The sequence below is a fragment of the Pandoraea faecigallinarum genome, assembly GCF_001029105.3.
GTDB classification, from domain to species: domain Bacteria; phylum Pseudomonadota; class Gammaproteobacteria; order Burkholderiales; family Burkholderiaceae; genus Pandoraea; species Pandoraea faecigallinarum.
This window is the reverse complement of record NZ_CP011807.3, coordinates 979,792-1,006,522: the sequence shown is the minus strand read 5'-3', so window position 1 is coordinate 1,006,522 and position 26,731 is coordinate 979,792. Positions and strand designations below refer to the sequence as shown.

Annotated in this window: 22 protein-coding genes; 5 read left to right on the top strand and 17 right to left on the bottom strand. The window is 56.8% G+C overall.

The window, feature by feature from the left end; all coding sequences use genetic code 11:
* Positions 1-4 precede the first annotated feature (4 nt).
* The 9 genes from AB870_RS04560 to AB870_RS04520 form a co-directional block, all read right to left on the bottom strand.
* Entirely contained in the window at positions 5-1,546 is a 1,542-nt protein-coding gene (locus AB870_RS04560; protein WP_053059564.1) for a GspE/PulE family protein, read from the bottom strand.
* Entirely contained in the window at positions 1,543-2,067 is a 525-nt protein-coding gene (gene pilP, locus AB870_RS04555) for a type IV pilus biogenesis protein PilP (protein ID WP_047907116.1), read from the bottom strand. Before pilP ends, AB870_RS04560 begins: the two co-directional genes overlap by 4 nt.
* Complete coding sequence (gene pilO2 / locus AB870_RS04550) at positions 2,051-3,343, bottom strand: type 4b pilus protein PilO2 (RefSeq protein ID WP_047907115.1); 1,293 nt, start codon at positions 3,341-3,343, stop codon at positions 2,051-2,053. The genes pilP and pilO2 overlap by 17 nt, the downstream gene beginning before the upstream one ends.
* Positions 3,344-3,353: 10 nt before the next feature.
* Entirely contained in the window at positions 3,354-5,012 is a 1,659-nt protein-coding gene (gene pilN / locus AB870_RS04545) for a PilN family type IVB pilus formation outer membrane protein (protein WP_053059563.1), read from the bottom strand.
* The gene (locus AB870_RS26970; protein WP_197683854.1) at positions 5,005-5,640 is read right to left on the bottom strand and encodes a toxin co-regulated pilus biosynthesis Q family protein; all 636 of its coding nucleotides are present in this window, start codon (positions 5,638-5,640) and stop codon (positions 5,005-5,007) included. Before AB870_RS26970 ends, pilN begins: the two co-directional genes overlap by 8 nt.
* On the bottom strand, positions 5,640-6,197 hold the full coding sequence (locus AB870_RS04535; RefSeq protein WP_047907114.1) for a hypothetical protein: 558 nt from the start codon (positions 6,195-6,197) through the stop codon (positions 5,640-5,642). The genes AB870_RS26970 and AB870_RS04535 overlap by 1 nt, the downstream gene beginning before the upstream one ends.
* 67 nt (positions 6,198-6,264) lie before the next feature.
* Entirely contained in the window at positions 6,265-7,074 is an 810-nt protein-coding gene (locus tag AB870_RS04530; protein ID WP_047907113.1) for a prepilin peptidase, read from the bottom strand.
* Between the two features lie 77 nt (positions 7,075-7,151).
* A complete protein-coding gene (locus AB870_RS04525) occupies positions 7,152-7,721 on the bottom strand; it encodes a type 4 pilus major pilin (RefSeq protein WP_053059739.1) in 570 nt (189 codons plus the stop codon).
* Between the two features lie 160 nt (positions 7,722-7,881).
* On the bottom strand, positions 7,882-8,922 hold the full coding sequence (locus tag AB870_RS04520; protein WP_053059561.1) for a helix-turn-helix domain-containing protein: 1,041 nt from the start codon (positions 8,920-8,922) through the stop codon (positions 7,882-7,884).
* 610 nt (positions 8,923-9,532) lie between these two features.
* Between AB870_RS04520 and AB870_RS04515 the strand changes: the two genes are divergently transcribed.
* On the top strand, positions 9,533-11,359 hold the full coding sequence (locus tag AB870_RS04515; RefSeq protein WP_167362674.1) for a phosphatidylglycerol lysyltransferase domain-containing protein: 1,827 nt from the start codon (positions 9,533-9,535) through the stop codon (positions 11,357-11,359).
* Complete coding sequence (locus AB870_RS04510) at positions 11,356-12,618, top strand: virulence factor family protein (protein ID WP_047907110.1); 1,263 nt, start codon at positions 11,356-11,358, stop codon at positions 12,616-12,618. The genes AB870_RS04515 and AB870_RS04510 overlap by 4 nt, the downstream gene beginning before the upstream one ends.
* On the opposite strand, the gene AB870_RS04505 is transcribed toward AB870_RS04510, so the two are convergent.
* Both AB870_RS04505 and AB870_RS04500 read right to left on the bottom strand, forming a co-directional pair.
* Complete coding sequence (locus tag AB870_RS04505; RefSeq protein ID WP_237170044.1) at positions 12,595-13,365, bottom strand: alpha/beta hydrolase; 771 nt, start codon at positions 13,363-13,365, stop codon at positions 12,595-12,597. The genes AB870_RS04510 and AB870_RS04505 overlap by 24 nt on opposite strands.
* A 145-nt stretch (positions 13,366-13,510) precedes the next feature.
* Entirely contained in the window at positions 13,511-14,065 is a 555-nt protein-coding gene (locus AB870_RS04500) for a hypothetical protein (RefSeq protein WP_071386834.1), read from the bottom strand.
* A 381-nt stretch (positions 14,066-14,446) separates the two neighbouring features.
* Between AB870_RS04500 and AB870_RS04495 the strand changes: the two genes are divergently transcribed.
* Positions 14,447-14,707 (top strand): transposase, encoded by a 261-nt coding sequence (locus AB870_RS04495; RefSeq protein ID WP_047907107.1) that lies wholly within the window; start codon positions 14,447-14,449, stop codon positions 14,705-14,707.
* A gap of 47 nt (positions 14,708-14,754) precedes the next feature.
* Here the strand turns inward: AB870_RS04495 and AB870_RS04490 are convergent, their stop codons facing one another.
* The 5 genes from AB870_RS04490 to AB870_RS04470 all read right to left on the bottom strand — a co-directional run bounded on the left by AB870_RS04490 (position 14,755) and on the right by AB870_RS04470 (position 22,217).
* A complete protein-coding gene (locus AB870_RS04490; RefSeq protein ID WP_071386833.1) occupies positions 14,755-18,075 on the bottom strand; it encodes an ATP-binding protein in 3,321 nt (1,106 codons plus the stop codon).
* Positions 18,076-18,118: 43 nt separating this feature from the next.
* Positions 18,119-18,766, bottom strand: a complete 648-nt coding sequence (locus AB870_RS04485; RefSeq protein ID WP_047907105.1) for a response regulator — start codon at positions 18,764-18,766, stop codon at positions 18,119-18,121.
* Between the two features lie 35 nt (positions 18,767-18,801).
* Positions 18,802-19,215, bottom strand: a complete 414-nt coding sequence (locus AB870_RS04480) for a response regulator transcription factor (protein ID WP_167362673.1) — start codon at positions 19,213-19,215, stop codon at positions 18,802-18,804.
* A 69-nt stretch (positions 19,216-19,284) separates the two neighbouring features.
* Positions 19,285-20,913 carry a peptidoglycan D,D-transpeptidase FtsI family protein gene (locus AB870_RS04475; RefSeq protein WP_237170043.1) on the bottom strand — a complete coding sequence of 543 codons (1,629 nt, stop codon included), beginning with the start codon at positions 20,911-20,913 and terminating at the stop codon, positions 19,285-19,287.
* Between the two features lie 146 nt (positions 20,914-21,059).
* Positions 21,060-22,217: a hypothetical protein gene (locus AB870_RS04470; protein WP_157112229.1), complete on the bottom strand. Its 1,158-nt coding sequence runs from the start codon at positions 22,215-22,217 to the stop codon at positions 21,060-21,062.
* 350 nt (positions 22,218-22,567) lie between these two features.
* Here AB870_RS04470 and AB870_RS04465 point away from each other — a divergent pair, with 350 nt between their 5' ends.
* Positions 22,568-24,163, top strand: a complete 1,596-nt coding sequence (locus AB870_RS04465) for an EAL domain-containing protein (protein ID WP_047907101.1) — start codon at positions 22,568-22,570, stop codon at positions 24,161-24,163.
* 52 nt (positions 24,164-24,215) lie between these two features.
* Here AB870_RS04465 and AB870_RS04460 read toward each other — a convergent pair whose 3' ends face one another.
* The gene (locus AB870_RS04460) at positions 24,216-25,244 is read right to left on the bottom strand and encodes a helix-turn-helix domain-containing protein (RefSeq protein ID WP_084663320.1); all 1,029 of its coding nucleotides are present in this window, start codon (positions 25,242-25,244) and stop codon (positions 24,216-24,218) included.
* A gap of 116 nt (positions 25,245-25,360) precedes the next feature.
* Here AB870_RS04460 and AB870_RS25475 point away from each other — a divergent pair.
* Positions 25,361-26,159 (top strand): IS5 family transposase gene (locus tag AB870_RS25475; RefSeq protein ID WP_418303967.1). Its coding sequence is split into 2 segments (ribosomal slippage): positions 25,361-25,632 and positions 25,631-26,159, totalling 801 coding nucleotides; the frame shifts between segments, so codons are not numbered across the junction.
* The last annotated feature ends 572 nt before the right edge of the window (positions 26,160-26,731 follow it).

Sequence of the window (26,731 nt, the reverse complement as noted above, 5' to 3'; positions counted from 1 at the left end):
GCGATTAGCAGTCGTCAGCAAGAGGGCCTAGAACGCGCTCGCCGGCGCGCGGATCGACGTGTCCCGCGTCGATCTTGCGTATTAACGAGCGCATTTTGCTCATGCCATCCATTTGCTCCAACCAGTACTGCAGGGCCTGATAGTGATGCCCCGATCCGAACGCCTGCATCAGGCCAGCAGAGGTCCTTATGATCTCAGCAACGACTGTCCGCCCCGCTACACCGGTGTGATCGCAGCCGCCACAGCCGGGCCCCTGCAAGAACACACCCCGCTCGACGCAGAATCTGCGGACGCGCTCTAGCGTTTCTGCATCAAGGCAATGTTCGTTCCCAATCAGGGGGATCTTGCATTGGTCGCAGAGGACCTGAACCAGCGACTGATTAACAAGGCCGACGATCAGCTTGTGATCGGTAAGAAGTGTCTTCGGCGTGCCTTCGTCCTCCAGCCGGGACAGCGTGGCAAGCGCGTCGTTGGCGTGAATCGTTGTCCACACGAAGTGCCCTGTCATGGCGGCTCTAATTGCCATCTTGGCGGTAATGGCATCGCGAACTTCCCCGATCATGATCACATCCGGATCCAGACGCATCGCATCGGAAATTGCCATGGCCCAAACATGTTCCTCGTCCTTGGCGTCGCCACGGTCGCCCATCACGGGAGACTGGTTAGCTCCGCCGATTTCATATTCGGGAGGATCTTCGAGTGTGAGAATGTGGTCCGTCGGACGCGCTTTAATGCTCTCTTCGAGAACGACCTTCAATGTCGTACTTTTCCCGCTCCCTGTTGCTCCCGAGAACAGGACAATGCCGGAACGTAGACGCGTCATGCTTTTGAGCATCGCCTGCTGCTCGGGAAAGTACCCAAGATCGCCAAGCGACTTGCTGGATCTTCCGCTGTCGGCGTACAACAAACGGATGACCATGAGCATTCCACGTACCAATGGCCGGGTATTGACGCGTGCACCATTCAGCCCGCATTCCGAGAGGAACTCCTCCTTCATGCGTGCGCGCTGCGCTTGATGCGGCTTGAATGTCGGCTCGGCAACGTCGCACATGCTCTGGTAGATGGTCGCGCACACACGAAGCCCGTCGGCAGGACGCAGTTGCTCCAGTAGAACAAGTTCCCCGTTGATGCGGCACCTCACGTCACAATGGTCACGCCGCACCGTAATGTGCACGTCAGAGGCTCGCAATCCCGCCCCTTTCTCGATTAGCCGGACGACTCGGGATTGCCACTCCGTCTCGTTGCCCGCCTCCGCGTCGAGATCGCGCCGGGAAACGCGGTACAACTCCTGTATTTCCTGCATCGAACATTGGATGCGAGAGAACGTATACCCTCTTCGTCGGAGTGTCTCCTGGTAGGAAAGCACATGCGGCTCAAGCACGTGCGATGCTGACACCACAAGGACGGCCACCTTGGCCTGCACTTTAATGCAACACATCAGCGAACGATTTTCGACGTCAACGCCGAGCGCATCCGCGCTGTCGGACAGAACTTGCGCCCCGGACCGGACCAGTTCGAGAATGTCCTCGTAGGTCATCTTGCTCATCGATACATGCGATCCGGGAGCGGAGGCGTATCCAGCGCGCCCCCCGCATTGCCATACACGAGGCTCGGCGGACGTACAGGGGCGAGGTCGATATGAATCTCGTCGCCTTTCCTCACGAGCGTCACGGACGAAATCGACACCCGTTTCACAACGTATCCGTTCGACAGGTGGTCGCCAGCTCTCACTGTTTGCGTGCGGCCATCCTTAAACTGGGCCACTGCATAAAGATTCTGATCACGACCGTAAATGCTGGTGATCGCGGCCACCCCCTGGCGCCTGTTAGCGTCAAGCGGTGCCCGCGCCTGTTCCAGGCTGAGCTGCGCCTGAGCCCGCGCGGCCTCTGCCTTGAGCAACACCACCTCCGTCTGCAGTCGTCCGAGGCGGTCGACAAATCCCGACGCATTCGTCCGCTCCACGCCGGCCTTCCCGTTGTCCCCCGGAAGCGCCTGTTCGTCTGCGTGACAGGTAGTAGCAGCCAGAATCGCACTGGCGAGAAAAACGACATTAAGCTGCTGTTGCATAAACCATTCCCTCCAACTTCCAATCCATTCCACTATCGGAGAAACCCGTCACGTCCAACGACACCAGTTCGATCCCTGGAATCCCAAAATCACTGAAAAGAATGTTCGGTGATATGCGGGTTTGGAATGACCAACCGAATACCTGCCAATCTGGCGTCGCCCAACGCAAACGCACGCGCTCGTTACCGCCTGCCGGCCCTTCCTCCGGAACTTTGGGAGGGACACTTTCCAGCTTCGGGGGAACAACACCGAAGCGTTGAAACCGCGACGCCCACTTCGACAAGAGTTCCTTCGAGGTCAGCACTGTCGCAACTGCGCGAGGCAAGTGTTTGGGAATGGACAGCGCACGCCTGACCACTGCCTTACCGTCCGAATCCACGTCGACTTGAAAGCCACCCTGCCTTCTAAATCCCTCCAGGAACTCATCCTCAGGAAAGCCGTCGATACCGCGTGTGTATTCGCAAAGCAGCTCCGACGCGGCGAGATGCACTCGTGAAATCGTCCATCCGGCCACTGAGTAGGGAATATTGTCGAGCGTGTCGATCCAGTACTGCGACAATGTGCGGGCGTCGGGACTCAGCGTCCAGGATTTGGGCGGAGGAACTTCGACGATCCGCGGCGCGGGCTTGATATCCCCCATTTGTCGATCGCGACGCTTTCCTCGCCACCAGATACCACCCCCGGCAACCACTGCAACGGTCGAAGCGGCTCCCAACGCCATCAGGATTCCCCTTCGGCTCACGTTGCCGGGCAGCGCCCTAACCTTCACGGATCGAACGAAGGTAGACTTCGTGATCAGGTTCTCGAGTCGCTCATTCGTCCATTCACCCGCACCCAACGCCTCAGGCGCGTAGACTATGCCGAGCGTCTTGTTCGCCCCGGCGATCAGGTCGAGTGTCTCTGTAAATCGCAGACGGATGTCATCGAGATCGCCGACGAGATCGGTCCCCGGCATGATTGCGCCACCAAGCACGCACACGAACGTGTACTTCCCGCCTGGAAGCTCGAAAACACCAGCCCAATTGGCGTGCGGCACCCGTTGCGACAGCATCGCGGCTAGCGAATACTGCCCGGATGACGATCCTCCTCTTTGGGCAAGTGCAAATTGAAGCTGCTTGTTCCCGAGCTTCAATTGCACATACCCGGAACAGTGAAGTTCCTTGGCTGCTGCACGGATCTGTCCGGCGTTGTACTGACGCTGTGGTGGCTGCCAAAGCAATCCCGCTACCACGTCATTGCCCAGAATGCGGATGTGCATCGGCGCGTTCAGCGACATTGGCTTCTCACTACGATATGACTACAGGATTGATCAAGATGACAATGACTGTGTGCCGGCGCTGTGCCGCATTGGAGCCGCCCATCAAGATGTTCTGTGGAACGAATGTTCCACTGTCATCGGTACTGTTCTGATCCTGATCGTATCCAGAGAGGACAAGCGTTTCGCCTGAACGAAGTCGAACCTTCTGGCTGAAAGCCCACTGGTCGACGGTGGGTAACTGCACCTGTCCCCTGGCTGCATCACCGAACTTGTCAATATGTTTAAGGTTGCTGATGCCGATGTCGTACTTGAGCAGCACCCGCCCATCCGGCATGGCGTAAGGTAGCAGCAGCATGTTGAAACCGGTCGTCACGGTTCCTGGGGTGATGCCAGTGCTGGTCCCCACCTGCGGTGTCACCGTGTTTGTCACCGCCGCAGCGTAAGCCGTCTGCGTCGCAACCTGCATAGGTACGGCTTGGAGGTTCAAAGTTGTGACCGAAGGCTGCGTCACCACGGAAACCTTTCCTTGCGTCGAGAGGGCGTCTACCAAGAGCTTGGTATCCTTGAATGGACCTCGAAGAATTTGGACCTCGCCATGCCGTGCCTTGGTGTTTTGTTCCAGCGCCGCTTGCGACGCCAATGACAGTCCAAAGCGAGACGAGGCGTAAGCCAGCTTGTTCCAATCGATCGCATACTGATCGGCTCGGTCAAACGTCACGCTCAGAATCTTGACGTTCAGAACAACTTGTGTCGTGAGAATTCGGTTTTGCTGCTCGACGTAATCACGAACGCGGGCAAGCACTGCAGGTGTGTCCGTGACAGCGACTGAGGCGGTCGACGGCGACAGCACCATCGATCCATCGCGCGAGAGCATGCCGGTGACGGCCTTCTCAACGTCGCTCATGATCGACTGCTTCACCGATATCTGAACGTTCTGCGTCGACGTGCCTACCGTGCCACCGCCCATGCTCCCTCCGGATGCCCCGCCCGACATGCCACCACCTGACATGCCACCACCTCCGCCGGACGACGCGCTACCACTGGTAAGCGAGCCTGCGGTTCCCATGGACGTGGACAATGCCTCGGTACCAGGTAACGCGTATATCCTGAAAACCTTGGTGGCGAACTTGAATATCCGAATTCTCCCCCCGGTGGCTTCCCAGTGCGTGCCAGTCTGCGACGTTACCTGGCCCAGCAACCCGGATAGTGCCCCCGACCACTTGAGCTCCGCGAGCATGGGCACAGACGCTCCCATGGCTCGCTGCGCGTCTGGACGACTCAAGAGCGTTGGCAGCGACTGAGCTTCACGGCCCGATTCACGGTCCGACTGGCTGCCGTTGGCTTGTTTAACAGGTTGACTCACGTCGACGTCGACCGGAATTCCGCAAATGCTTTCGATCCGGGAGCCGAGTTCGAAGAGCGAAATCGGCGAAGTCTGCATAAGCGTGATGTTGCAGGAAACGTCGACAGTGCCGCGCTTCAATGGCACCTCGCGGGTCGACACCCAAAAACCCTTGTCGTGCACGGTCACCGCGCTAGGCAGCGACGCGTTGCGCAGCGTGTCCACATTCGCGGTGGCCGCGCGAAGTACTTCTTCGCTCCGGGTCTCGACGCCTCGTCTGAACGAGCACGCGCTCGCGCCAAGCGTGAGGACCACCGCCATCGCGATCTGTAAGGTCTTATTCATAGGCCACATCGTCCTGAGGGAACACACGCACCAGACGTTGCTCCTTATATATATCGACCTGCAAAGGTCGTCCCGCGTCCCGATACGCGTCGAAGAGCTTCGTTACTGCTGCGACGAAATCGCCGTCGAACACCAGACTGGCGCGAATCGGAAAATCGTAAGGTGCGTCCCACACAAGCTCGTAACCCATGGCATCGGCCCAGCGTTTCAAGCCGTCTTGCAACGACGCGCCTTGCAGGACTTCCCACTTCGAAGTCGCCACTTCGGCGGAGGACAGCGAATGAGCAGGTGTATCGCCGGTCATTCTTCCGTTTAGCGCTTCGTTTTCACGAACCATGCCCCCACGTTCCATTGGAACGGGCGCATCAGACGACGACATTGTGATGTGGGATACAGAAACATCCGCATTCCCCTCGCTAGGCAACGCCTCGCGCGCGGTGGACACAACGTCCTGAGCAGGAGGAATCTGCCCAGTGCCAACACGTTCGACCTTTTGCTCACCCCACGAAGACGCGGCGCTCATCAAGGGAGACGAGATGACGGGACCATTGGCCACCCGGCCCTGCGCACCAGACGACAACGGCACAACGCAGTAACCGAACACGAAAAGCGTCGCAACGCGGTTCATTATTTTTCTACACATATCGTTTCGTAGCGCACAATCGAACCATTAGGTATGCGTTGCTCCGGCACATCGCGCCAAAAATCGGGCATCGAGGATTGGGGGAGAGGCCAAACGCCGACGCCGAATCCTTTTTCCGACAACCATGACACAAAGAAAGCTTCACGCCGACCGCGATTGATCAGTTCAGCGTACTGCTTGTCCGGTGATTTGTAGCGAGGTAGGCGATAGGTCCAAAGCGTGTTTCCTTTGACGATTGCCCCCCAAAGGCATGCGCTCTTGTCGTTCGAATCGCACCATCCCGCATGCTCCACCCAAAGCTGCGATGTCTTCGTCAGTCCTTTATCGACGTTGCTCCGCGTCACTTCGTACCCTCCTGGGCTACGCCGCTCGACCTTTGTGCAAAGCTCGTCCGAGACGGCGCGGATTGCCCCGGCAAACGAGGCCAGATCGTTGAGCCCTTCTTTCCTCGAAAATTCCGAGGTGTATTGGAAATACCAAACCTGGTAAACCTCGAACGAGATGACCTGAATTATCAGCATCGCAATTGCCAATGCATACATGCCGGCATCCTCTAAAGCTGCAGCGAAACCCCAACGTCCGCGCGCGTGTGAACAACATCGCAGAGGATCAAAACACGCTTCCCGTCAACGCAGGCCACAACGATCCAACATCACGCAACGACGCAGAAAGGAAGAATTCGCCTACAGCAACAGCACAAAGCGCCGTCCCAAACGGAAATTTCTCGCCGACGCCTTCTTTGCCATCGGCTCTGCGCGCTAACGCAATGACCAACGATATGATTCCCGACAGAAACACGATCATTCCGACACCAGCTACTCCAAACCAGGCGCCAAGCGCGGCGGCAAGCTTTGCGTCACCCCCGCCAAGCGCGTCGCGGCCGGCAATCCGCTTGCTTGCAAAGCAAACAAGAAAGAAATACCCGAATGCCAGTGCGGCGGCCGCGCAAGCACCGGCTATCGACCGGCTCTCACTTAACGCAGCCCCCAGAATCCCAACAGCGAGCAACGGAAGCGTCAATAAATCCGGCAGCAGGCGATGTTCGAGATCGAGGAAGGCCAGGATCGTGAGCGTCGTGATCAGAAAGATCGGAAAGACGCTCCACTGCCCAATAATCGCCAACGCTAGGTACTCAAGGCACACCAGAAGCTCGATCCCGACATACCGGATCGGGATTGCATACCCACAGGTCCTACACTTCCCGTGGAGGATCACGTAACTCACTACAGGCACGTTCTCCCACCACACCAGTCGCTTCGCACAACACGGGCACGAGGACCCCGGAAAAGAAAGCCCCTTGAGCACCGCCCAAACACTTTGAACCTCGACACGCAACAGATCGGGAAGGCGAAAAACGACCACATTGACGAAACTCCCAACAACCAGCCCAATCAACCCGGCAGTCAATTCATTAGTCATTCGAAATGTTTGGTTTATATAACATTCATGCCATTCATCTCCGCGGCCAAAAGATCGAGCTACGAACCAAGACTCACTTAGCGCGACCGAAAGACCATCTTGCCGCCCGCCGCCTTACATGCCTTATCGATATCAGCTAAACTCGATTCTGCCTTGATAGAAGCACTTCCGGCCTGCATGGCTTCCCAGCCGCCGCCTTTAAGCTTCAAGGCAAGTTGGTTGCACGCTTCAGCCGGGACCCCCTCATATGTGATATCGAAAGACTTGTCACCTGAGACCGGCGCGAACGTGACCGTGCCATTCCAGACATTTGTGACGACCGGCGACTTGTCGTCGCCAGAAACCGTCATATTCCCGGGAATAACATTGAACGCCTTCGCTGTCGCCATGCTAAGGGCCTTGTAGCCCTGAGGTCCGTCTTTCATGCTTTGGATATTTGCGGCAATTAGCGTAATATTTTGCGCCTCGGTGGAGACGTTACTTGCCGCAAATAGCCGACCAATCCCCGCAGCGGCGCCGGCCAAGACCGCCACACCGACCACCATGACCACCAGCGCCTCAATCAGCGTAAAGCCGGATTGATCTTTCAAAACCCCACCGCCGATCTTCACGGGAAAATTCTCGACACTACTCGTCTGACTCACCATATTCATCATCCCTGAGCATATAAATAACGAAAATATTCTTCGGACACCAAAGAATTTCTATCGACTTCCCACCGCAACAAATATAACAACAAGAGCGCAGAACATCTGTCGGCAAATTCTTCAAATAAATCGACAAACCACCGACACCGACTCAGCCCAATTACCGAAGAGCGACCGCCCCTCCCCTATCGCTTTGCCTCGATGCCGCACGAACCTGACCGGGCGTAACACCCCAGTGCCGCTTCATCTTCGACGTCAAGTAGCTTTGTGTTCCAAAGCCACACTCCAACGCAATCGCGAGAATGCTTTCAGACCCGCGTCTCAACATATCGCCAGCGCGGTCCAGTTTTCGCTCTATGACGTATTGAATTGGTGTCCTCGAAAACTGGGACTTGAATGCAGCGATCGTCGCGTGCTCGCTCATACCGACAAGTCGCGCCAGATCCGCAAGCGAAATCGGTTTTTTGATCGACTCGTCGATGAACCTGTTGATTACCTCTTCGCTGAATCCGCCTTCGCGCCGCTCAACGAGCGTCGCAACGCCCTCTGCGTTAGGGTTATTTCGATAAGTCGAACTGGGCGGCTCTCCGAATCGGCGGCTATACGCGAGCACAAACCGCTCGGAGATGGAAAATCCAAAGGCTCGCAACGTCCCCACAAACCCCTTCCCCTCACCGTTGGCCAACGCCTGATGAACACCATCCAGGCGCGCCTCGTAGTGAAGTTCGGAGAAGCCCTTTCCCGCCAGGCGTCGAATCCCCTTGTCAAGTGCCGCAGTCGCACAACCGAGCTTCAGCGCCACGGCCGAGAGCGTTCGCCAGCCCAACGGATCTGACTGGATTAGCGCGATTGCGGCGCGCGCCTGCGCCTCGATATGCTGAGGACGATCGAGCAGGTGCGTGTAGTTGTTTCTGTGCCCGGTGACAAGCAGTCGAATTATGTGCTCGATCAACGACTTCACCGCGAGCTCCGGCAACTGCTTCAGTCTCATCATCTTCAGCAAACAGTTGGTTGCCAGATTCCATTGCACGGCAACGTCCCGCGCTAGCGGCTCGAATGCGAAACTGACCGACTCGACGAGATGACCGCCTATCCAGCGAGCAACGAAGCTATCGACACGCTCGGCGCTGATCGTTACCGCAACGCCGGAAGCTCCTCCGCCGCCTATACACGAAAAATCACCGAACAACGGCAGCGACATGACATCTCCGGCCGAGCAAATCCGCGCTCGGCGACGTGCCGAGTATGCGAGCGCGCCGCTTTCCCCTGACACCAGGAGATGCCTCGTCCTTGCACCTGACGCGCAAAACGTGAATGGCACGCGACAATCGAACAGATGGACTCCAACACCGCCCAGATCAAACCCGACAACACTGGTCGGACTGCGACTTTCGACATCATGCACAACGAACTGATTACGCGCATACATCTTTTCGATGTGCGCCGAAACCACAGAAGGATCACCACTGCGAAATCGATGTGCCTGAACTCTTTGATTTCTCGTCTGCACTTGCACATAAACCCCTTACCCCGATTTTTTTGATAAGACCGCGCCTCTTGTTCTATTGGCAGCCCTGAGAATCGCTGCGCTTTCGCGGCCAAGCTTGCTCTAGCTTTCTCGCCTATTTGCATGTGACCGGAATCGACATCGAGCGCCATCCACTTCCCTTTGCCTCGCCCATTCCGCCAGCCACCACTCGCGAACCAGCGAGGCGGATGATGCCCCAGGCCAACACGATCAAGAATGGGCGAGCGCCCATAAAAACACCTCGTTAGCTCACCACCAGAATCACATGCCCCCTTCAGAGACTATGAAATACGTGGCTACGCACTACAACAATAAGTGGCAACCCCAGAAAAATATTCCGCAAAATTTTCAAAAAATTTTAAAAAACCTACCTCGCTTATCAGACTGGCCCCGGAAAGGCTGGACCCCGAACGCATGGACCCCGGCGGCAATATGGGCGAGCCCCCATACCCAAGGGCACGCCTCCGGCAACAAACTGCGAATCAGGTTTTCAAAAACGGCGACAAGCCGAAAACGAAACATGCCTTGGTTTATTCAATACCTACTGAGATCGCAGTCGAAGTCATATTCTTTTTCGCGGTTGTCTCTACCAAGCGGGTACGTCCTCGCGCGTATTGGGACTCCTGTGTGCGGCGCGATCGCCGCAATTGCCGTCATCTCCGATGCGCTAGCATCGTCGCCCGCCGTCGAAGGTCTGATGGACATTCTGATTAATGGCGATTTGGTGTGGCTAGCGGTTGCACCTCTTACCACGTTCGTCTTCTTGCTTACCCTCGGCGCAAGAGATCTGTCCCACTGGGGCGCGACGCTCGCGGGATGCGCCTCGTTCTCCGCTATCCAAGCCGGAGCTCCGCTGTGGGCACTCCTACTCGCGCCAGGCCTATCGACGTCGGCAGTGGTTGTCCTGACGATTGTGCTCCGTCGCTCGCACCGATCGCTCACAAGGCGATTCGCTTTTCGCTCGTTCGCCACGCTTGCGACATCTGCACCGTTCGGGCTGCTTCTTCTGACGCACGTATCCCGGGCACAGGTGAGCTTACAAGCACCCGACACCCGGTCGGCGAGCATATTGCTGCTCCTCACATTCTCTGCGTGGCGTCTTCTTCGACCAGCATCGGGCAGAGGTCTCACGCCAAGCGCGGACGATATTCGTGACGCGCAGCTGATCGCCCATCGATTTCCGCGTAGCGACGCCGGGCTCATGCTCATGGGCGACAAGAGTCTCCTATTCTCCGCGTCGAGATCGTCGTTTCTCGCGTATGCCAAGTACGGAAGGACCTGGGTGGCACTTTACGACCCTGTCGGCCCGCGCAATGAATGGCCCGCGTTGCTTGACGCCTTTATCGAACTGGCGAAAGAGCATTCAGGTACCGCTGCGTTCTATCAGGTACGCCCCGAGTCGATCCAGATGTATGTAGACGCGGGTTTGGCACTCATGAAAGTCGGAGAGGAAGCGTGGCTCGATCTGGACACGTTCTCTGTCAGCGGTGCCCGCAGAGCCCATCTCAGATATGCATTGAAGAGAGGGGAACGAGAAGGGTTGACCTATCGGTTGGTGTCGCCCGGCGAGATATCGAGCGCTCTACCGTCATTGCGGGCAGCGTCAAATGCCTGGCTGCACCACAGAAAGGCGTCCGAGAGGTGCTTTTCTATAGCGGCGTTTGACGAGAGCTTCGTGAAAAGGCACTCGGCGATTGTCGTAAGTAGAGGGAGCGACACCCTGGCTTTCGCAACATACATGACATCGAGCGACGGCAGCGAGGCAACGACCGGGGTCATGCGTGTCATCCCGAGTGCGCCGGCCTGCACGATGGAATACCTCTTTACTCATCTGTCACTCGAACTGAAAGCTGCGGGATTCTCTCGCTTCAGCCTCGGCGTCGCCCCGTTCTCAGGGATCAAACGATCGTCGATATCGACGTCATGCAACCGCATTGGATACGTCATTTCACGCCATGGCGGCAGTGCGTACAACTTCCGTGGCTTGCGTTCGTTTAAAGAAAAGTTCTCGCCGCGCTGGACGCCTCGCTATCTCGCGGCAAGCGGGCGTCTCGGGCTATACAAGGCACTTGCTGCACTTCCAGGCCTCACCGCAGGTAAACGATCATGAAGTTCAGATACTGGTTTCCCGTCGCTGCCGGCCTGCTGGCCGTCGGCCTGTCCCTCATGCCCGCAGCCAGCAAGATCGACGGAGGGCGATTTGGAAAACTGCGTATCGCGTCGGTCGATGGCCCCGTTGCAGGAGTCACTCTGCTGTTTTCATCGGCCGAAGGTTGGACCGAGCGAGATCGGGCCATCGCGAGGGAACTGGCGGATCGCGGAATCCTGACGGTTGGCATCGATAGCCGTCGCTATCTCGCAAACTTGTCCAAGGAAAAAGCCGACTGCCAGTATCTTCCCGGAGATGCCGAGTTCGTCAGCCAACAACTTCAAAGAGACCTATCAACACCGATCTATCACACACCCGTCGTCGCGGGCTTCGGCATCGGCGGACGCATCGCTCAGGTGATTCGCGATCAGGCTGCAGCGAACACGGTCAAGGGCGCCGTCGTGTCGTCGACAGGTTCAGAGCCGCAACTGCCTATTGCGCTATGCGACGCCCCCGCCCCGGGTGTCAACCTCGAACGGCGGGAATTCGTGGACCGGTTACCACCAGACGACACCCGCGCGTTCGTTGACACCATCCGCCGCCGCGCGTCAGAGCGAGCTGATGAGGCTACGCAGCCTAATTTCTCGACACTGCCGCTCATCGAGCTACCGGCGTCAGGGGCATCGGGTAGGCTCGCGGTCGTCATGTCCGGCGATGGCGGATGGCGCGATCTCGACAAAGAAATCTCCGAGCACCTGAGAAGCGATGGCGTTTCAGTGGTCGGTTGGGATAGCCTTCGGTATTTCTGGACTGAGAAGACTCCCGACCAGACTGCGGGGGCGCTCAAACAAGTGCTGGATCACTACGCGAACATGTGGCACACGCCGAAAATAACATTGATCGGTTATTCGTTCGGGGCGAATGTGCTTCCATTCGCATACAATCGCCTCCCGGATCGCCTGAAGGCTAAAGTAGATCAACTCGTTCTCCTGGCACCGGAGCCTTCGGCCGACTTTCAGATTCGAGTCTCCGGCTGGCTCGGATTGCATCAGGAAGCGCTCGCAAAAAATGTCCGTGAACAAATAGCGACGTTGCCTACCAAGAACGTTCAGTGCTTCTATGGGGCGGAAGAATCACAATCCCTGTGTCCATCTTTGCTCGACACGCTCGCAGAAGTGGTAAGGACCGATGGTGGTCATCACTTCGACGGGAACTATCGGGCGATCGAGCAAAAGATCCTGTCGTTTCATCGCCGCTCAACTGCTGGCCGACGACATTGACGAAAGGAACTCGATGACGCTGTTGACAACGTGATCCCGGTCGTTATCGACGCAGATCATGTGATAGCTGTTTTCCAGCTGTACAACACGAACGTCGCATGCTTGCTGCCCCCGGCCGATCTTGCGCATAAGCAGCGCCGCGGAGCGGGGACTCGTCAGTTCATCGTAACGCGCATGGACAACTAGCGTGCTACATCGCACTTGGTGCAGATTTCTGCGCGCTCTTACGCGGAGTGAGTCGAACTCCCGCAAGCTCTTGAGCGGAATCCAGCTATAGTGAAAGGCATCTCCTCGCTTAAGTCTCGCACGCACGATCGATCGAATTTTCTCGTTCTTGACTCCGTACGGCGCGGACTCGCGAACCTTGATGCGACGGGCTAGCGAGGGTATGAGATAGGCAAGATGCCTCACCACCTTGTACCAGGGCAAGGACCAACCGTCGACGAACATCGGCGGAGCCAGCATAACAAGGCCGCCGGATAGGTGGCCTTCGCTTTTTACCACTTCGACGGCGAGGAGTGCGCCCATACACATGCCGACGATATGAACTACGTCGTGCCGCTGCTTCATCGCCAGGTACGAAAGACGCACGGCATCCGTCCAGTCCGCGACGCTTATCCCCAGAAGATCTTCCGGACTTCCTCCATGGCCTGGGAGAGTCACCGTCTCCACGCAAAACCCCTCCGCTTCCAGGCACGAGCGAAGCGGACCGAAATCGGAAATCGTACCTCCTAGACCGTGAATCATGAGTACACCGGGCATTGACATTTCAGATCCATGAGAAACGAATTGAGACTGCATCGGCCGCCCGCACATAGGAGGGCGCCCAAACCATATTCAATCCAGTTTCCTACATGGAAACCCGCCTAAAAATGGGCGAACCCCCAAAAAATCAGCGCGGAACTTGCTTGCCAAACAAGGCAGAAATCAGAGGGTCGCGCGACGGTCTGTCGGCGTCTCCATTCGGCTCGATCGTAAGCACCTTCACTAAGCCGTCCGTATGCACTACGCGACGGATATGCGATTCGGAACGCTTAACCGAACTCAGTCCGTTCTTTTTGTTTTTTTGGGACCACGCCTTGCGGGAAATATCTTCCCCGCGCCCGAGACAATAAATTGCTGCCGCGCGGTGATACCCGGCGATATGCACGGTCTCGTCGCGGTGCAGTGAGGCCATGATCGAACGGACCCGGTCCGTCGAGGCTGCAACGCTTGTGGCGATCTCGACAATGGTCGCGCCCTCGACGCTCCCGAGGTGGCGCAACATCTGGTTCCGAAGTAAGGACGTTCGTTTGGGGCGTATGGCCCCAGCTTTCATCGCCTGCGTCTCCAACGCACGCCATGTGTGCTCCGGATAGAGTTTGGCGAGGTCGGTTGCAGACATTCCGGCTTCCCAACGCTCCTTGAGCGTCGCAAGGCGGGCTTCAGTCCAAACACGTTTACGCAATTCAGATTTCTCCTGAGACTTAGCTGCCCGACCACGATATGCCTAAAATTGAACGCGAAATTTCGCGATATTTTTGGAATCAACCGGAAATGTGGCCGATGGTCTGAAGCGTCGTCGAAAGCTGCTCGGTCATGAACGCACGCTCGAATGACCTCCACATAAACCACGGAACCGCGAAAGCAGGGATTGGACGAGCTAGTACGATAATGAAATAATGCAGAGATTGATCATGAAACGCTCTCAACGACGAAGCGTTTTTAGGGCCCGCATGGATATGCGGGCTTTTTTTTGGATTTGAGATGCACCCGGAACCGGACGAGGAAATCTCGATTCTGTTCGCAGGTCAAAGTCTCGTGACCAAAAATCCGCGAGGAACACGATATGAAAAAGCGCTACACGGATGAACAAATCATCGACATCCTGCGCGAGACCCGGGGCTGTCAAACGACGGCTGAACTCTGCCTGAAGTACGGTATTTCAGAAGCCACTTATTACAATTGGCGCACCAAGTTCGGCGAAAAGCGCCAGGAGATCGAGCTTCGCTTGAAAGCGCTGGAGAAGGAGAACAACGAGCTCCGAAAGTTGCTCGCACTGAGCTTACTCGACAACGTAGCGCTGCGCGACAAGCTGGCACGAGAATAGGCTGAGCACGGCAACAGGCACCGGACCCGAGCGGCGCAAGTACCGTCTTAGCGCGTGGTATCGTTGCTTGCCACGTTTTCAGTGGCATAAGTTCGCACAAGGCCATCAAGACGAGCCAACAGCGCCGTCACGCTCGACGCCATGTCGGGACTCCAACCTTTGGAAGCGCGAACCTGCAACATATTCACCTCACTCACCATTGCATCTTCGCCAAGCGCGCTCAGAGCCCCCCCTACTCGATGCAACAGGCGTCGCAGCGTCGTAACGTCCTTACGCTCAACAGAAATCGTCAAATGTGGGCGGTCCTCGCTCCACGAATTGACAAATGCCCGTTGCATACGCAACAAGATGGGATCGGCGATTGTCGCGTCGGGCAAACCCTTCTTAGCATGCCGAGTTGCGGGGGCGTCGCCGGCATCGGGGACGAGATGTCGAACGAGCGCTCGTGATACCTGTGACAATGTCACCGGTTTCTGCAGAGAGTCGTCGAAATAGCTGGGGAATCCATCAATTTCCGCATCGCCACCCGCGGTGACCACGACCACTTTTACCCCGTCTTTCATCGCCCTCAAACGCCGGACCACCCCTCGTCCGTCAAGCTTCGGCATATTCAGGTCGACAAAAAGCAGGTCCGCCGGACGACTCCGATGTGCGGCAACGGCACGTTCACCGTCGCCATAGGCCCGCACGTCCGAAACACCCAGCATTCGGAGTTGCTCGCACAGCAGAGTGCGACTGACCTCATCATCATCGGCAACGATAACCGCTCCGCCCTCCACCGCTTCGATCGCCAACGCTTCTGTGGCTTCGGAATGGCGTAATCCGCTGTGATGCTCATGCAGAAATCTACGTAACGCAAGCCAATCAAGCGATGTCAAATGCATTGACACATCGTCGTGCGTCGGCAACAACGGGCCGTCCGGGGTTAACCTTAGTAAGCAAGCCGTGTTGTTGCTTTGCGACGCGTCTAGCAACCGGGCGTCGCGATCACAAACGTCGAACAACGCGATGGTCAAGTCAACGTGAGCCGCGCCTTCCTCACAGACCGTCACGCCAATCGCTTCCATCCAGGTGACGAGTGCAGCGTTCGCCGCCGCCCCGGTACGTCGAATGGCAACTTTCATTCCAGCCAGTGACGGCCAGGCATCGAGGGCGGCATCCACCTTCGTCGCAGGAATACGCAAACGGAATCGGGCCCCCGTACCGAGATCACTGTCGACATCGACCGTGCCCCCCATCAGCGACGCGAGTTGCCTGCATAGATACAAGCCTAGCCCTGTACCTCCGAACCTCCGCTCAATGCCATCATCGCCTTGGTCGAGTGCCTGAAATAATCGGCGTTGTACGTCTGAAGAGATGCCTATGCCGGTATCCTGGACGTCGATAACAAGCGTTCCCCCGTTCCCCTGTGCCGTCTCCCAACGGGAACGAACCGAAATACCTCCTCTTGTTGTGAACTTCACCGCATTGCTCAGGAGATTCTGCAAGATCTGCCCGAGGCGCAGATCGTCGACGCTCAAGGGGTGATCGAGCGCCTCATCTGCCGCGTAGGACAACGTCAACCCCCTCGCAAGAATCGCCGGTGCAAAGTTCTGGATAGCTCGTGTGACGGACTGGCTGACGACGGCCTCCCGCGCACAAATACGCATCGCCCCCGATTCGATCTTCGTCGCGTCAAGAATGTCGTTAACCAATGTCAACAGACCATCAAAGGCGCTGCGAATTACCGCAACACGTTGAAGATGTTCCGGTGGGATGTCCTGTGCCGCTAGTAGCTCCAGATTGCCCATCGCACCGTGCAAAGGCGTCCGAATCTCGTGACTTATCGCCGCAACGAAAAGTGATTTCGCTCGATTTTCAGCCTCCGCTGCCAACTTTGCTGCTTGCAGCAGTGCCTCCTTTTCCTTTCTGTCCGACAAATCGAGCATGCCAATCAGCACCACATCGTTTCCGTCGAACCTGGATGCTCCGATCGAGACCCCCAGCGCCACCTCCTCGCTTCCGTCTTGCGCCCACGAACACTCCATCAATGCCTTGGCTTCAACCTCCCCGCAATATCCACTTTGGGCCAACACATCGTCGCAAAACTGCTTGATGCGCGTGAGCGATGCGGTACCGAGCAACTCGCACGCGAGCGTGTTGACGTACAGCACACGACGGGACCCCATGGAAAAAACGACGACGCCGACAGGCAAGGTCTGCAGTACGCTACGTCGAAATGCTTCGAGCTCGGAAGCCCGTGCGACTTCACTCTCCATCGGCGCGGCAACCCATCGGCGATAGAAGAAGTACAAGAGCCATAACAAGGACAATGCAAGGAGCGTTAATGCTACAGAGGCCCAGTACAAGGGGGATATGCCTGCCAAAAAGGCGCTCAACGGGATTGCATATACTGCGATCCATTCCGGCCCTTTCACACGCTGAGAGATGACAAGGGTGCCAGCTCGCCAGAACGTCAGGATTTTCGAGTCATGATTGACGATTCGCTGCCTTTCAGCACTCACCACGCCGAACACTCGCCGCTCCTCGTCTGTCTCGACACCGTAGTGCAACGGATATCCGTTTTCGGACAGCACATGGAAGCCAGGCAAATTTTCAAGGTTGCGAAAATACTGGACAAACTGCACGCTCGGCACATTGACGGCGAGCATGGCAACGCGTTCTCCGTCCTTGATGATGGGGATGACGATCATCGCCGTGGCCCCCGCGTCGTTGCCGGGCGCAGCGATCCAAAGCGGTCGTTTCCCCGCCTTGGCCCCGGCGTAGGCCGCCTCCACGCCGTCGATGAGCCGCGCGACTACGTCGCGCGGTTTGCACAACCGCATTGCTCGTAACGCTGCGTCGGAATAGGATGGACTGGCTGCGGCAAATGCGCCATCGGGCGCGTACAATACGGCCGTCAACCGGATCCCCGCAAGCCGTTGTGCGTCTATCGACGGCGCAGCGGAAACGGCTCGCACCAATCTTAGATAGAGAGATAATCGGTCTGAATCTGCGGTTCCGACCAGATTACTTACGATGGTGAATGGCACCGCAGTCAGATCGTCAGCGCTTTGCACAACACCTTGTTGGAGCAACAATGCCCGACGATACCTCTCGGACGGTACAGACTCTCCCTCGTGGAACGTCCAAAGACCTTCGTAGAGGTCGACCAATTGCATCAGACGCGATGACACTTGGTCCGCCACCAATTCCAGGCGCTCGCGTCTTTCGACAAATTCAGCGATTCTGTCTTCTTCCGCGTCCCGAACGCCGCGAAGTGCGATAAGTACACTCGCCGCCAGAATGACGAATGAAAGAATGCCGAGACATGTGAGCAGAACCGATTTGTTGTAACGCAGGACTTTGCGCAGCGGTGACTTTGGCATCTGAGGTTCCATCTCGTTGGTGGCTGCAACCGACCCCAACGCTTCACCGGTACAAATCTCTCACGATATTCGCCAGCTCAACGTCATTCTTGGCCCCAAGCTTTTGCATGGCAGCATTCTTTTGATTGCTGATGGTCTTGGGACTTCGATTCAAACGCTGAGCGACCTCAGTGATCGATAGACCACTGCAGATCATGCGCACGACGGCCGCCTCTTTCACCGATAGCGACGCGAGTCCACTCCCCTTCCTTCCGCCCGAATACACCGTGGCCAGCAACTGGCTCGCCAACGATTCGGGAAGAAATCCGGCTTGTCGATTAGCGCTTCTCACCGCATGACATAGGTCTACAAAGTCCTGTCTGCTTTTCCCGATATAACCAGCAGCCCCGGCACTCATGGCTTCCGCAAGAATATGCGGCGCCGTGTGCATGCTCAAAAAAACCACTTTCGTTTGAGGTGCAATGCGAATGATGCGCCTTAGCAGGGATATTCCGTCGGCATGAGGATCGCCGGCAAACTCGTAGTCGCACAATAAGACGTCGATCGTCTCCGATGCCAGCTTTTCCAGCAGATCGGAGATAGTGCTCACGCTAAAGCACAAGTCAATGTCAGCGCATTGACCCAATGCACTTTCCACCCCGACCAGAATTACCTCGTGATCGTCCGCGACACCTACACGGATTTTCTCCATTCATTCCTCACATCAAAGTTGCTCCGACGTCCGGCTCACTGGCATCCACCGATCGAGCAATCACCAATGCGCGCCGTTGATGGAAAATAGAATTCGCCCGACGCGACCGCCCGAATTGCCTCCGGCATAGCGACGAAGTCGGCGGCGGTAATTCCCACGAAGCCGAACACCCCGCTCTGAATGAGTTTTCTCAGCGTACGTTCCGCCGGCGGCATGCCCAGAAACAATACTCGCATAATATTTTTACTACCCGCGCGGTGAAATTTCGCACGCACCTTGTTCAAGACGCGGAGAGAAACAGGTTCACAAAGCAACACATCGACGTCATCGCTGTGCTTTATCGCCGCTCCCGCGAAAGCGAGATCGTGCAAGTACATTACATTGACATCAGCGGACGACGCAAGCACTCCGCGCACCGCCGTCATTACTACATGGTTATTTGCTAGCACTCCAACGTTTATCATAATTTTTCTTGATCATTCTGGCGGCCTGTGTGAGATAACAGCGCTCCCTTTTGATCACCGCCCGACGGCAATCAACGCCTTGTCGGGCACGACGCCCAAATAGGGAAGCACTCCCTTTAGAATGCGGGCAAAGATAGGCCCGGCTACCGGTCCGCCATAGAACGTCCCCCTTGTGGGAGTGTCGATCATCACAGCGACAACGATGCGAGGATTTGACATGGGCGCGATGCCAGCCATGATACCGAGGTATTGTCCGCTGCGGTATCCATTGCCATCGTTCTTCCTGGCGGTGCCCGTCTTGGCGCCGACCCGATAGCTAGGCACGCTCGCCATCGTTGCAGTCCCACCGGGTTCAACCGTCTTTTCCAGCATCCAACGAACCGACCTGGCGGTCGCGGAGGAAATGACGCGAGTCCCTGGAAGATGCCCGCCCTCTGAATGGTAGAGCGAGAGCGGCATGATGACCCCGTCATTGGCGAGCACCTGATATGCCCTTGCCAGTTGGGCGATCGAAACGGAGAGTCCATACCCATACGCCATCGTTCCCTTTTCTATCGGACGCCACCGCGTTGGCGGGTGCAGTACTCCGGCAGTGACCCCCGGAAATCCGGAGAGGGGCAGGCCACCAAGTCCGAATGCTCTGAAATTCCGCCACATCTCTGTCGCAGACAACAGCTCCGATATCTTGACCATTCCAACATTGCTCGATTTGGAGATGATCTCTGTGGTGTCGATACATCCGTGATTCGATGTGTCATGCACAACTTTGCCGTGGAATCTTAGTGTTCCCGGTGCGGTATCGAACCTCGTCCTTTCACTGATCACCCCCTTTTCAAGGGCGAGCGCCACGACAATCGGCTTAATGGTCGAGCCAGGCTCGAAAGCGTCGGTGAGTGCCCGATTTCTGGTTGGCGTCATTTGCTTACCTGCACCATCGTTCGGGTCGAATGTCGGCATGTTGACCAGAGCCAATATCTCACCTGACACGACGTCCACCACGATCGCACAGCCCGCCTTGGCTTCCGAGCGCTCGATGCCTTGTTTGAGCGCATCAAAAGCCATGCGCTGGATATTCCGATCGATGGAAAGCACGACGTTCGCGGACGGCTCGGGGATTCCGGCGTACTCGGGATCCTCGACAACCCTCCCGAGCCGGTCAACAACAACGACCCGGCGCTCAACAGATCCCTTCAGCCATTTGTTGGCAGCGAGTTCTATACCTTCCACGCCCTGCCCCGCACGGCCGGCAAGTCCGATAATTTGCGCGGCTAAGGCCCCTTCCGGGAAGTACCGCTTCTCGCCACGCACACCGTAGAGGCCCGGGATCTCCTTTGCCAGTAGAAGCTCAGCCGTGTCGACGTCGACCAAGCGCTTCAGATAGATGAACCGACTGCTCGCAAGCCTGTAACGCTTGAGCCGTTCCACCGGAACGTCCAACGCTGACGATACGATTTCGAGCTGCGCAGTAGAGGCTCCGGCAAAGCGATTCGGGTCGACCCAAAGGTCGTAAATCGGCTCGCCAATCGCGAGTATGTTTCCATTGCGGTCGACGATCTTTGCCCTGGGCACACGCAGAGACTCGCGCCGCTGATAACGCGCCCGCCCCTGCGCAATATAAAAATCCGAATTGGCTACCTGAATCCAGAATGCCCGGCCAACCAACGCCGCGAATGCCAGCGACATAACTACCAACATGGCGTGCGAGCGCCATCGATGTGTATCAGTCCGGGCGCGATACGGCACTCCAAACGAAACAAACTTGCGGCCCATCCGTGCACCCTTTCACCTGCAGAGTCAATGCTGCGCAAAACCACATGAATTCAAGAACATCATTCGACAGGACCGCTCGCAACGCTCAGACGGTCCGGCATACTCGGCCGAGTTGACGAGTTGATCGCTCGTGCCCCCTTCCAACGGACGCTTACGGCGTTCACGAGGAGGGCAAGCACAATGCCGAAAGCGACACTGAGCGAGGCGAGCAGAACGATGGCGCCGAAAAGCGGGATCGGGCCAGAACGCGATATTGGAACCGACGGTCCCGCAGTGAAATAGAGGCGGTCCAGACGTTGCGCGCGCAAATGGTCCACGACAGCAGCCATCAGTTCGTTACGAACCGCTTGAACATTTTCGGATTCGCCGGATTTGGCGAAATAGTCGTGAACGAACGTACTGAAGAACTCAAACATCTGCGCGCCCGAACGAAATTCGGGCAGAACTTCATACAGCTTGCGATAGAAGCCCAGCCGAATGCCATTGCGCTCCCGTTCTACTGTTAGCTCTCGCAATTCTCCACGCAGGCTAGACATCGAAGATTCAATGCCGATGACCTGCACTCTCGGAGGTAGATACCGGCCAGCTTCTCCTACGTTGGATATCAACCGTTGCTCACTCAATTCCCGCGAGGGAGGAGTGCGGGCCGCAATCCCGCTCATCTCTTTGAGCGATAGTTCCATGTCCCGCAGGCGCGTGGACTTGTCGATGATCTGCGTATCGAGTTGCCGGCTCCGCGCCATCGACGCCAAGTAGCCGTCGCGCAGCGTATTGCGCATGGATTGCATCAACTGGGTGTCTATGATGTACCCCGCCAGCAGTCTAAGCCGACCAACCGCGCTCTCGGCCGAGTCACGGCTCTGCGAGTGTAATTCCAGGCCCACAACCACAGAACCATCGCCCCCCTTTTGCGAGCTATTTAACAACGGCTTCACGTTTCGGCGAATAAGGTTCTCCGATATCTCGTTCAACAGGCGCTCCTTTTCAGAGTCGGGCCCTGGCTGAGATTCGAGATACAGCGCGAGTTGCTTCTTGTCATAGAAAGCATATCGCTGAGTGTTGTATACCAGTAGGTCTCGACGCAGATCCAGAAATGCTTCAGTCTTGTATTGGTAAACGTACCTATCCAGGAAGACGACCCCAATCGTGAGCACCACCGCAGATGCCGCTATAACTAACCAAAAGCGCGCCCGCGTTGCGGCAATCACCTCGGTCAACCCAATTTCTCCGACGTCCGTCGGCGAGGTTCGGTACATCTCAGAACAATCTGGACATGACATATGCTTCCCCCGCAGGTCAGTGAGGAGCTTGAGGGGGACCAATGTCACCCTGCCTCCTGCATGTACAGCAACTTAGCTGCCTATTTCTGGGGAGTCATTTCACATGAATATCCCTCTCGCCCGTTTCGCGTTGCTGGGACAATTCCGTGATATCGCTCCAAGACGCGACGGTTTGTGCGAGGATTCAGTCGACGGGGCGCCATGTCTGCTATGTGGACACATCCGGAACTGCGGAACCAACAGGGCCACCGGCATTTCTTCTGTTTCGCGCAACGACCGTCCAGCCGATGAATCAGCAACTATCAAGCATCTTCAGTTTGGACCGAACCATCGGCACTTGGACACAGGCGATCGTCCTCCTAACCGTTGGCGCGATCCCGGTACTCGCGGGCATTTTTGTGGCAAGTGAGATGAATCAGGCCAGAGACGAACGAAGTCTTGCCGAGTTCGCCGCACGGGCAGTACGACAAGCGGACATGGTGCATGGCCAGGTTCTGAACGCTATGCGAGACGTGGAAGCGATTCCTGGTGATCCGTGTTCAGGCACTTTCCTGGAAGCAATCCGTCGCATTGCCATGACTTATCGGTATGTGAGTGACGTTGGCGCCTTGGGCAATGGGAGGTACCTATGCACGTCGAGACAAGGCGTCACGCAGGCCGACAAAGTTCATTTCTCCCACAGCAAGGCGACCTCCGGTCCATACACCTGGATCTTTTGGCACCAGAGCAAGGACATCCCGAACAAGGCAGCGCTATTTGATCATCGCGGACGTTTCGTAGCGGTTGATCCAGCAATGTATGTGGACCTCGTCGACCTCCGAGGCCGTGAGATTGCCGTATTCGACTCAGACACTCAACGCCTGTTGGCTATAACACCTCGCGCGGACACCCGCCGAATGCCCTCCCCGTTTCGTTCGAGATCACCGAGTGATGGCCCGCCGACGCCACGGGCGTGGCGCAACCTGGTTACTCACTCGACGGCATACCCGCTCTCCATTGTTGTTCGATCCCAGACGCCGGGTCTCCTGATCGAGGGCATCGATCTGCTGTTGCTTTGGGGATGCGCCGGCGCTTCTGCGGGCGGCACCGCGGCGTGGGTTGCACGCCGAATGTTTCGACGACACCAATCCCTTCCCTTCGCGCTGCGCACCGCGATCCGACGCAATCGACTCGACGTTCACTACCAACCAATCGTCGACATGTCGACACGCAAGACCGTCGGCATCGAGGCGCTCGTTCGTTGGTATCGCGAACACGAAACCGTCTCACCCGCTGTGTTCGTTCCTATTGCAGAACAACACAACCTGATTCAACCACTGACAGAACTTGTCATGCGCACGGCGCTCGATGAGCTCGCGCCGCTATTAAGGACATCGCGCTCGTTGTACGTATCCATCAATGTGAGCGTGGAGGAATTGCAAACGCAGCGATTTTTGAAAATGCTAAATGAGTGCTGCGCGAAGCACGCCATTTCTCGAGACCAAGTCAAGGTCGAGGCCACGGAGCGGCGCCTTATGAGTAAAGCACGGGCAAGATCGGCAATAGATGCCCTCCGCGATGCCGGCTACGCCGTGCTAATCGATGACTTCGGCACTGGATATTCGAACCTGAGCTACCTGAATCACTTCAAGATCGATGGCCTGAAGGTCGACAAGTCGTTCGTTGGGAAAGCCAACCGAGAGGCGGCCGCCGATCTTCTTGTCACCCACATCGCCGCGATGGCGCAAACACTCGACTTGCTTATCGTCGCAGAAGGCGTTGAGACGGAGGAACAGGCTCACTATCTTCGCTCAAAGGGCATAACCTATGCTCAGGGCTGGCACTATGCCCGAGCAATGTCAGTTGGCGAATTAATTACCCAGCTGCATCGGGAGAATCGATAGACCCGCCGACTCGCCGTTGACGCGCCCGCTCACGCAGAATGGGCGCCAATGCCTACGCCGCGTGAGATCCGGCCGAAAGGCGCAATTGGCGAGGCGTCACACCGTAGTATCTCTTGATTTGCGTAGTCAGATAACTCTGACTACCGAAACCACATTCAATCGCAATTGACGCAAGGCTCTCGGAAGTATGGCGGAGCATCCATCGCGCCTTCTCAAGCTTACGTTCGCTCACATATTGCATTGGTGTTCGGGAGAATCGTTCCTTGAACGTAGCGATCGTTTCGAATTCACTTAGCCCGACATGCTGAGCAACGTCTTTCAAGCTAATTGCCTCTGTCAATCGCTGCGCAATGAACTCATCTAGCGCAGACACAGACAGAGGATCGAAAAAAGCCGCTTCCCCGCCGTCGTAAGCACCGGTGGAATGCGGATTTCGTCGATAGGTTGCACTTGGATATTCGCCGAAGCGTCTGCAATATTCCGACACGAACCGTGAGGAGGGACGAAATCCATATGCGCGTAACGTACCGACATAGCTGTCAGTATCGCCAGAAGCAAGCGCGCGCCTCACCCACCTCATGCGAGCATCCAGCGATAACGTCTGGAAGGACTTTCCCGTCAACCTGAGAATGGCGTTCTCGAGCGCGCTCGATGCGCATCCCATGGCATACCCCAGAATGGTCGAAGTCTGCCATTGCATGGGATCGTGCTCGATCAACGCTATTGCCTTACGCGCTTGAGCCTCAGTAGCGCACCGACTGTCCGCAATTAAAGCACTGTAGTTACTCTCATGCCCGGTCGCGACAAGCCGAATCATATGCTCATACATTGACCTGATTGCAAACTCGGGAACGGGGGACATCGAGATCATTTGTCGAAGACATTCCGCAGCAACATTCCATTGCGTCGCGGTCGCCGGATTTAACGGCTTCATGGCAAAAATAACCGGAGTAACAACAGGGCGTCCGAGCCAACACGTCACGAATTCGCTTAACGCAGCAGCCTCAAGAATGACCGAGAGGTGCCCAAACCCCTCCGGTTGGGTTACGCAATCGGAGACGCCCGCATTCGAAATCGGCATCACATCGCCAAGCGCGCACTGTACTTCGGACCCTTTCCGGGCCGCATAGGTCGCCCCACCCCGCCTGCACGTCAGAACGTGTTTGCGATCTTCTGGTCATCCCTGATAATTCGAGGATGACGAGAAAGAAATACGCGAGTGACATAAGCCGAGAGAAGTTCTCGGAGATCGAGCCGCTGTTGCGCAGCGTGCGCCGGCGCACGAAGCCCACGACGGTGGACTTGTACGAGGTGTTTTGCGCGGTGCTGTATCTGTTGCGTACAGGTTGCCAATGGCGCTTCTTGCCCAGCGAGTTTCCCAAGTGGCAAACCGTCTACGCGTATTTCAGCAAATGGAGTCAGCCTGACCAGCACGGCGTGAGCGTGCTGGAGCAGGCACTCAAAAAATCAGGTTGGCGCGGCGCGCACAAGACAGGGACGCAGCGCCAGCACGACGTTCTTGATCGTGGACGCGCAGAGCGTGAAGAACACTGACACGGCAGCGCATAAGGGTTATGACGCGGGCAAGAAGGTGTCGGGCATCAAGCGTCATATTGCCGTAGACACGCAGGGCTTGCCGCACGCCGTGGCGGTAACCACTGCCGAGGTGACCGATCGCAAAGGAGCGTTGCTGGCGTTCGAGCACGGCAAGCCTCGCTTGGGACAGGTGCAAAGTGTGCTGGTCGATGGCGGTTACGTGGGCGAACCCTTCGCGCAGGGCGTGCGCGAGATCTTGGGCGAGCGGGTCACGGTGCAGATCGCCAAACGCAGCGAACTGCATACTTTCAAGGTCCTGCCGCAGCGTTGGGTCGTCGAGCGCAGTTTCGCCTGGCTGGAGAAGAACCGGCGCTTATGGAAGAACTGTGAGCGTTTGCTCAACACCAGCTTGCAGTTTGTCCATCTCGCCTTTTTGGCACTGCTGCTCAGGAGATCGTAAACCGGCTCTCAGAAACAGATAGTTAGGTCGACTCACTTCCGAGCGAAAGCGGAATGGCATCCTGTAGTCGACGTCATACACGCCGATGCCCCGCCATTCCACTCCGCCCATTACGACATCGCGTCGGACCGCTCGCTGGGGTCGAAATTCATTGTCGGCATAGATTCGTCCGATAAATTCGGATACCTGATCTGGATCGTTGCTGTGAAACTCATGAATCTTCGCAATCGGCATGCTCCCTCCCGCCTACCCCCCTCATGCAGCGGCCCAGTATAGGATAGCAATGGTGCAGCACGATGTTCGTATTAGCCCGCATCTTTACCGCCTCGACCTCCCTCTCGCCATCTAGCGGATACTGTCAGGAAGAAAAATTGTGCCTTTGGTGCAACTCGAAGAGATGCCGGTATACCCACGTACCGCCTACCCACGTACCGCCGGTTCACGCCGGGATGCCCGCGCCTCAAGCGGAAAAGTCGGTCACGGCTTGAAATTCACCGGAATGGCGTCCAAGCTCTTCCCTCACCGGGTTTTACAACGACGAACGGCATGACCGTCGACCACACTGGATTTCA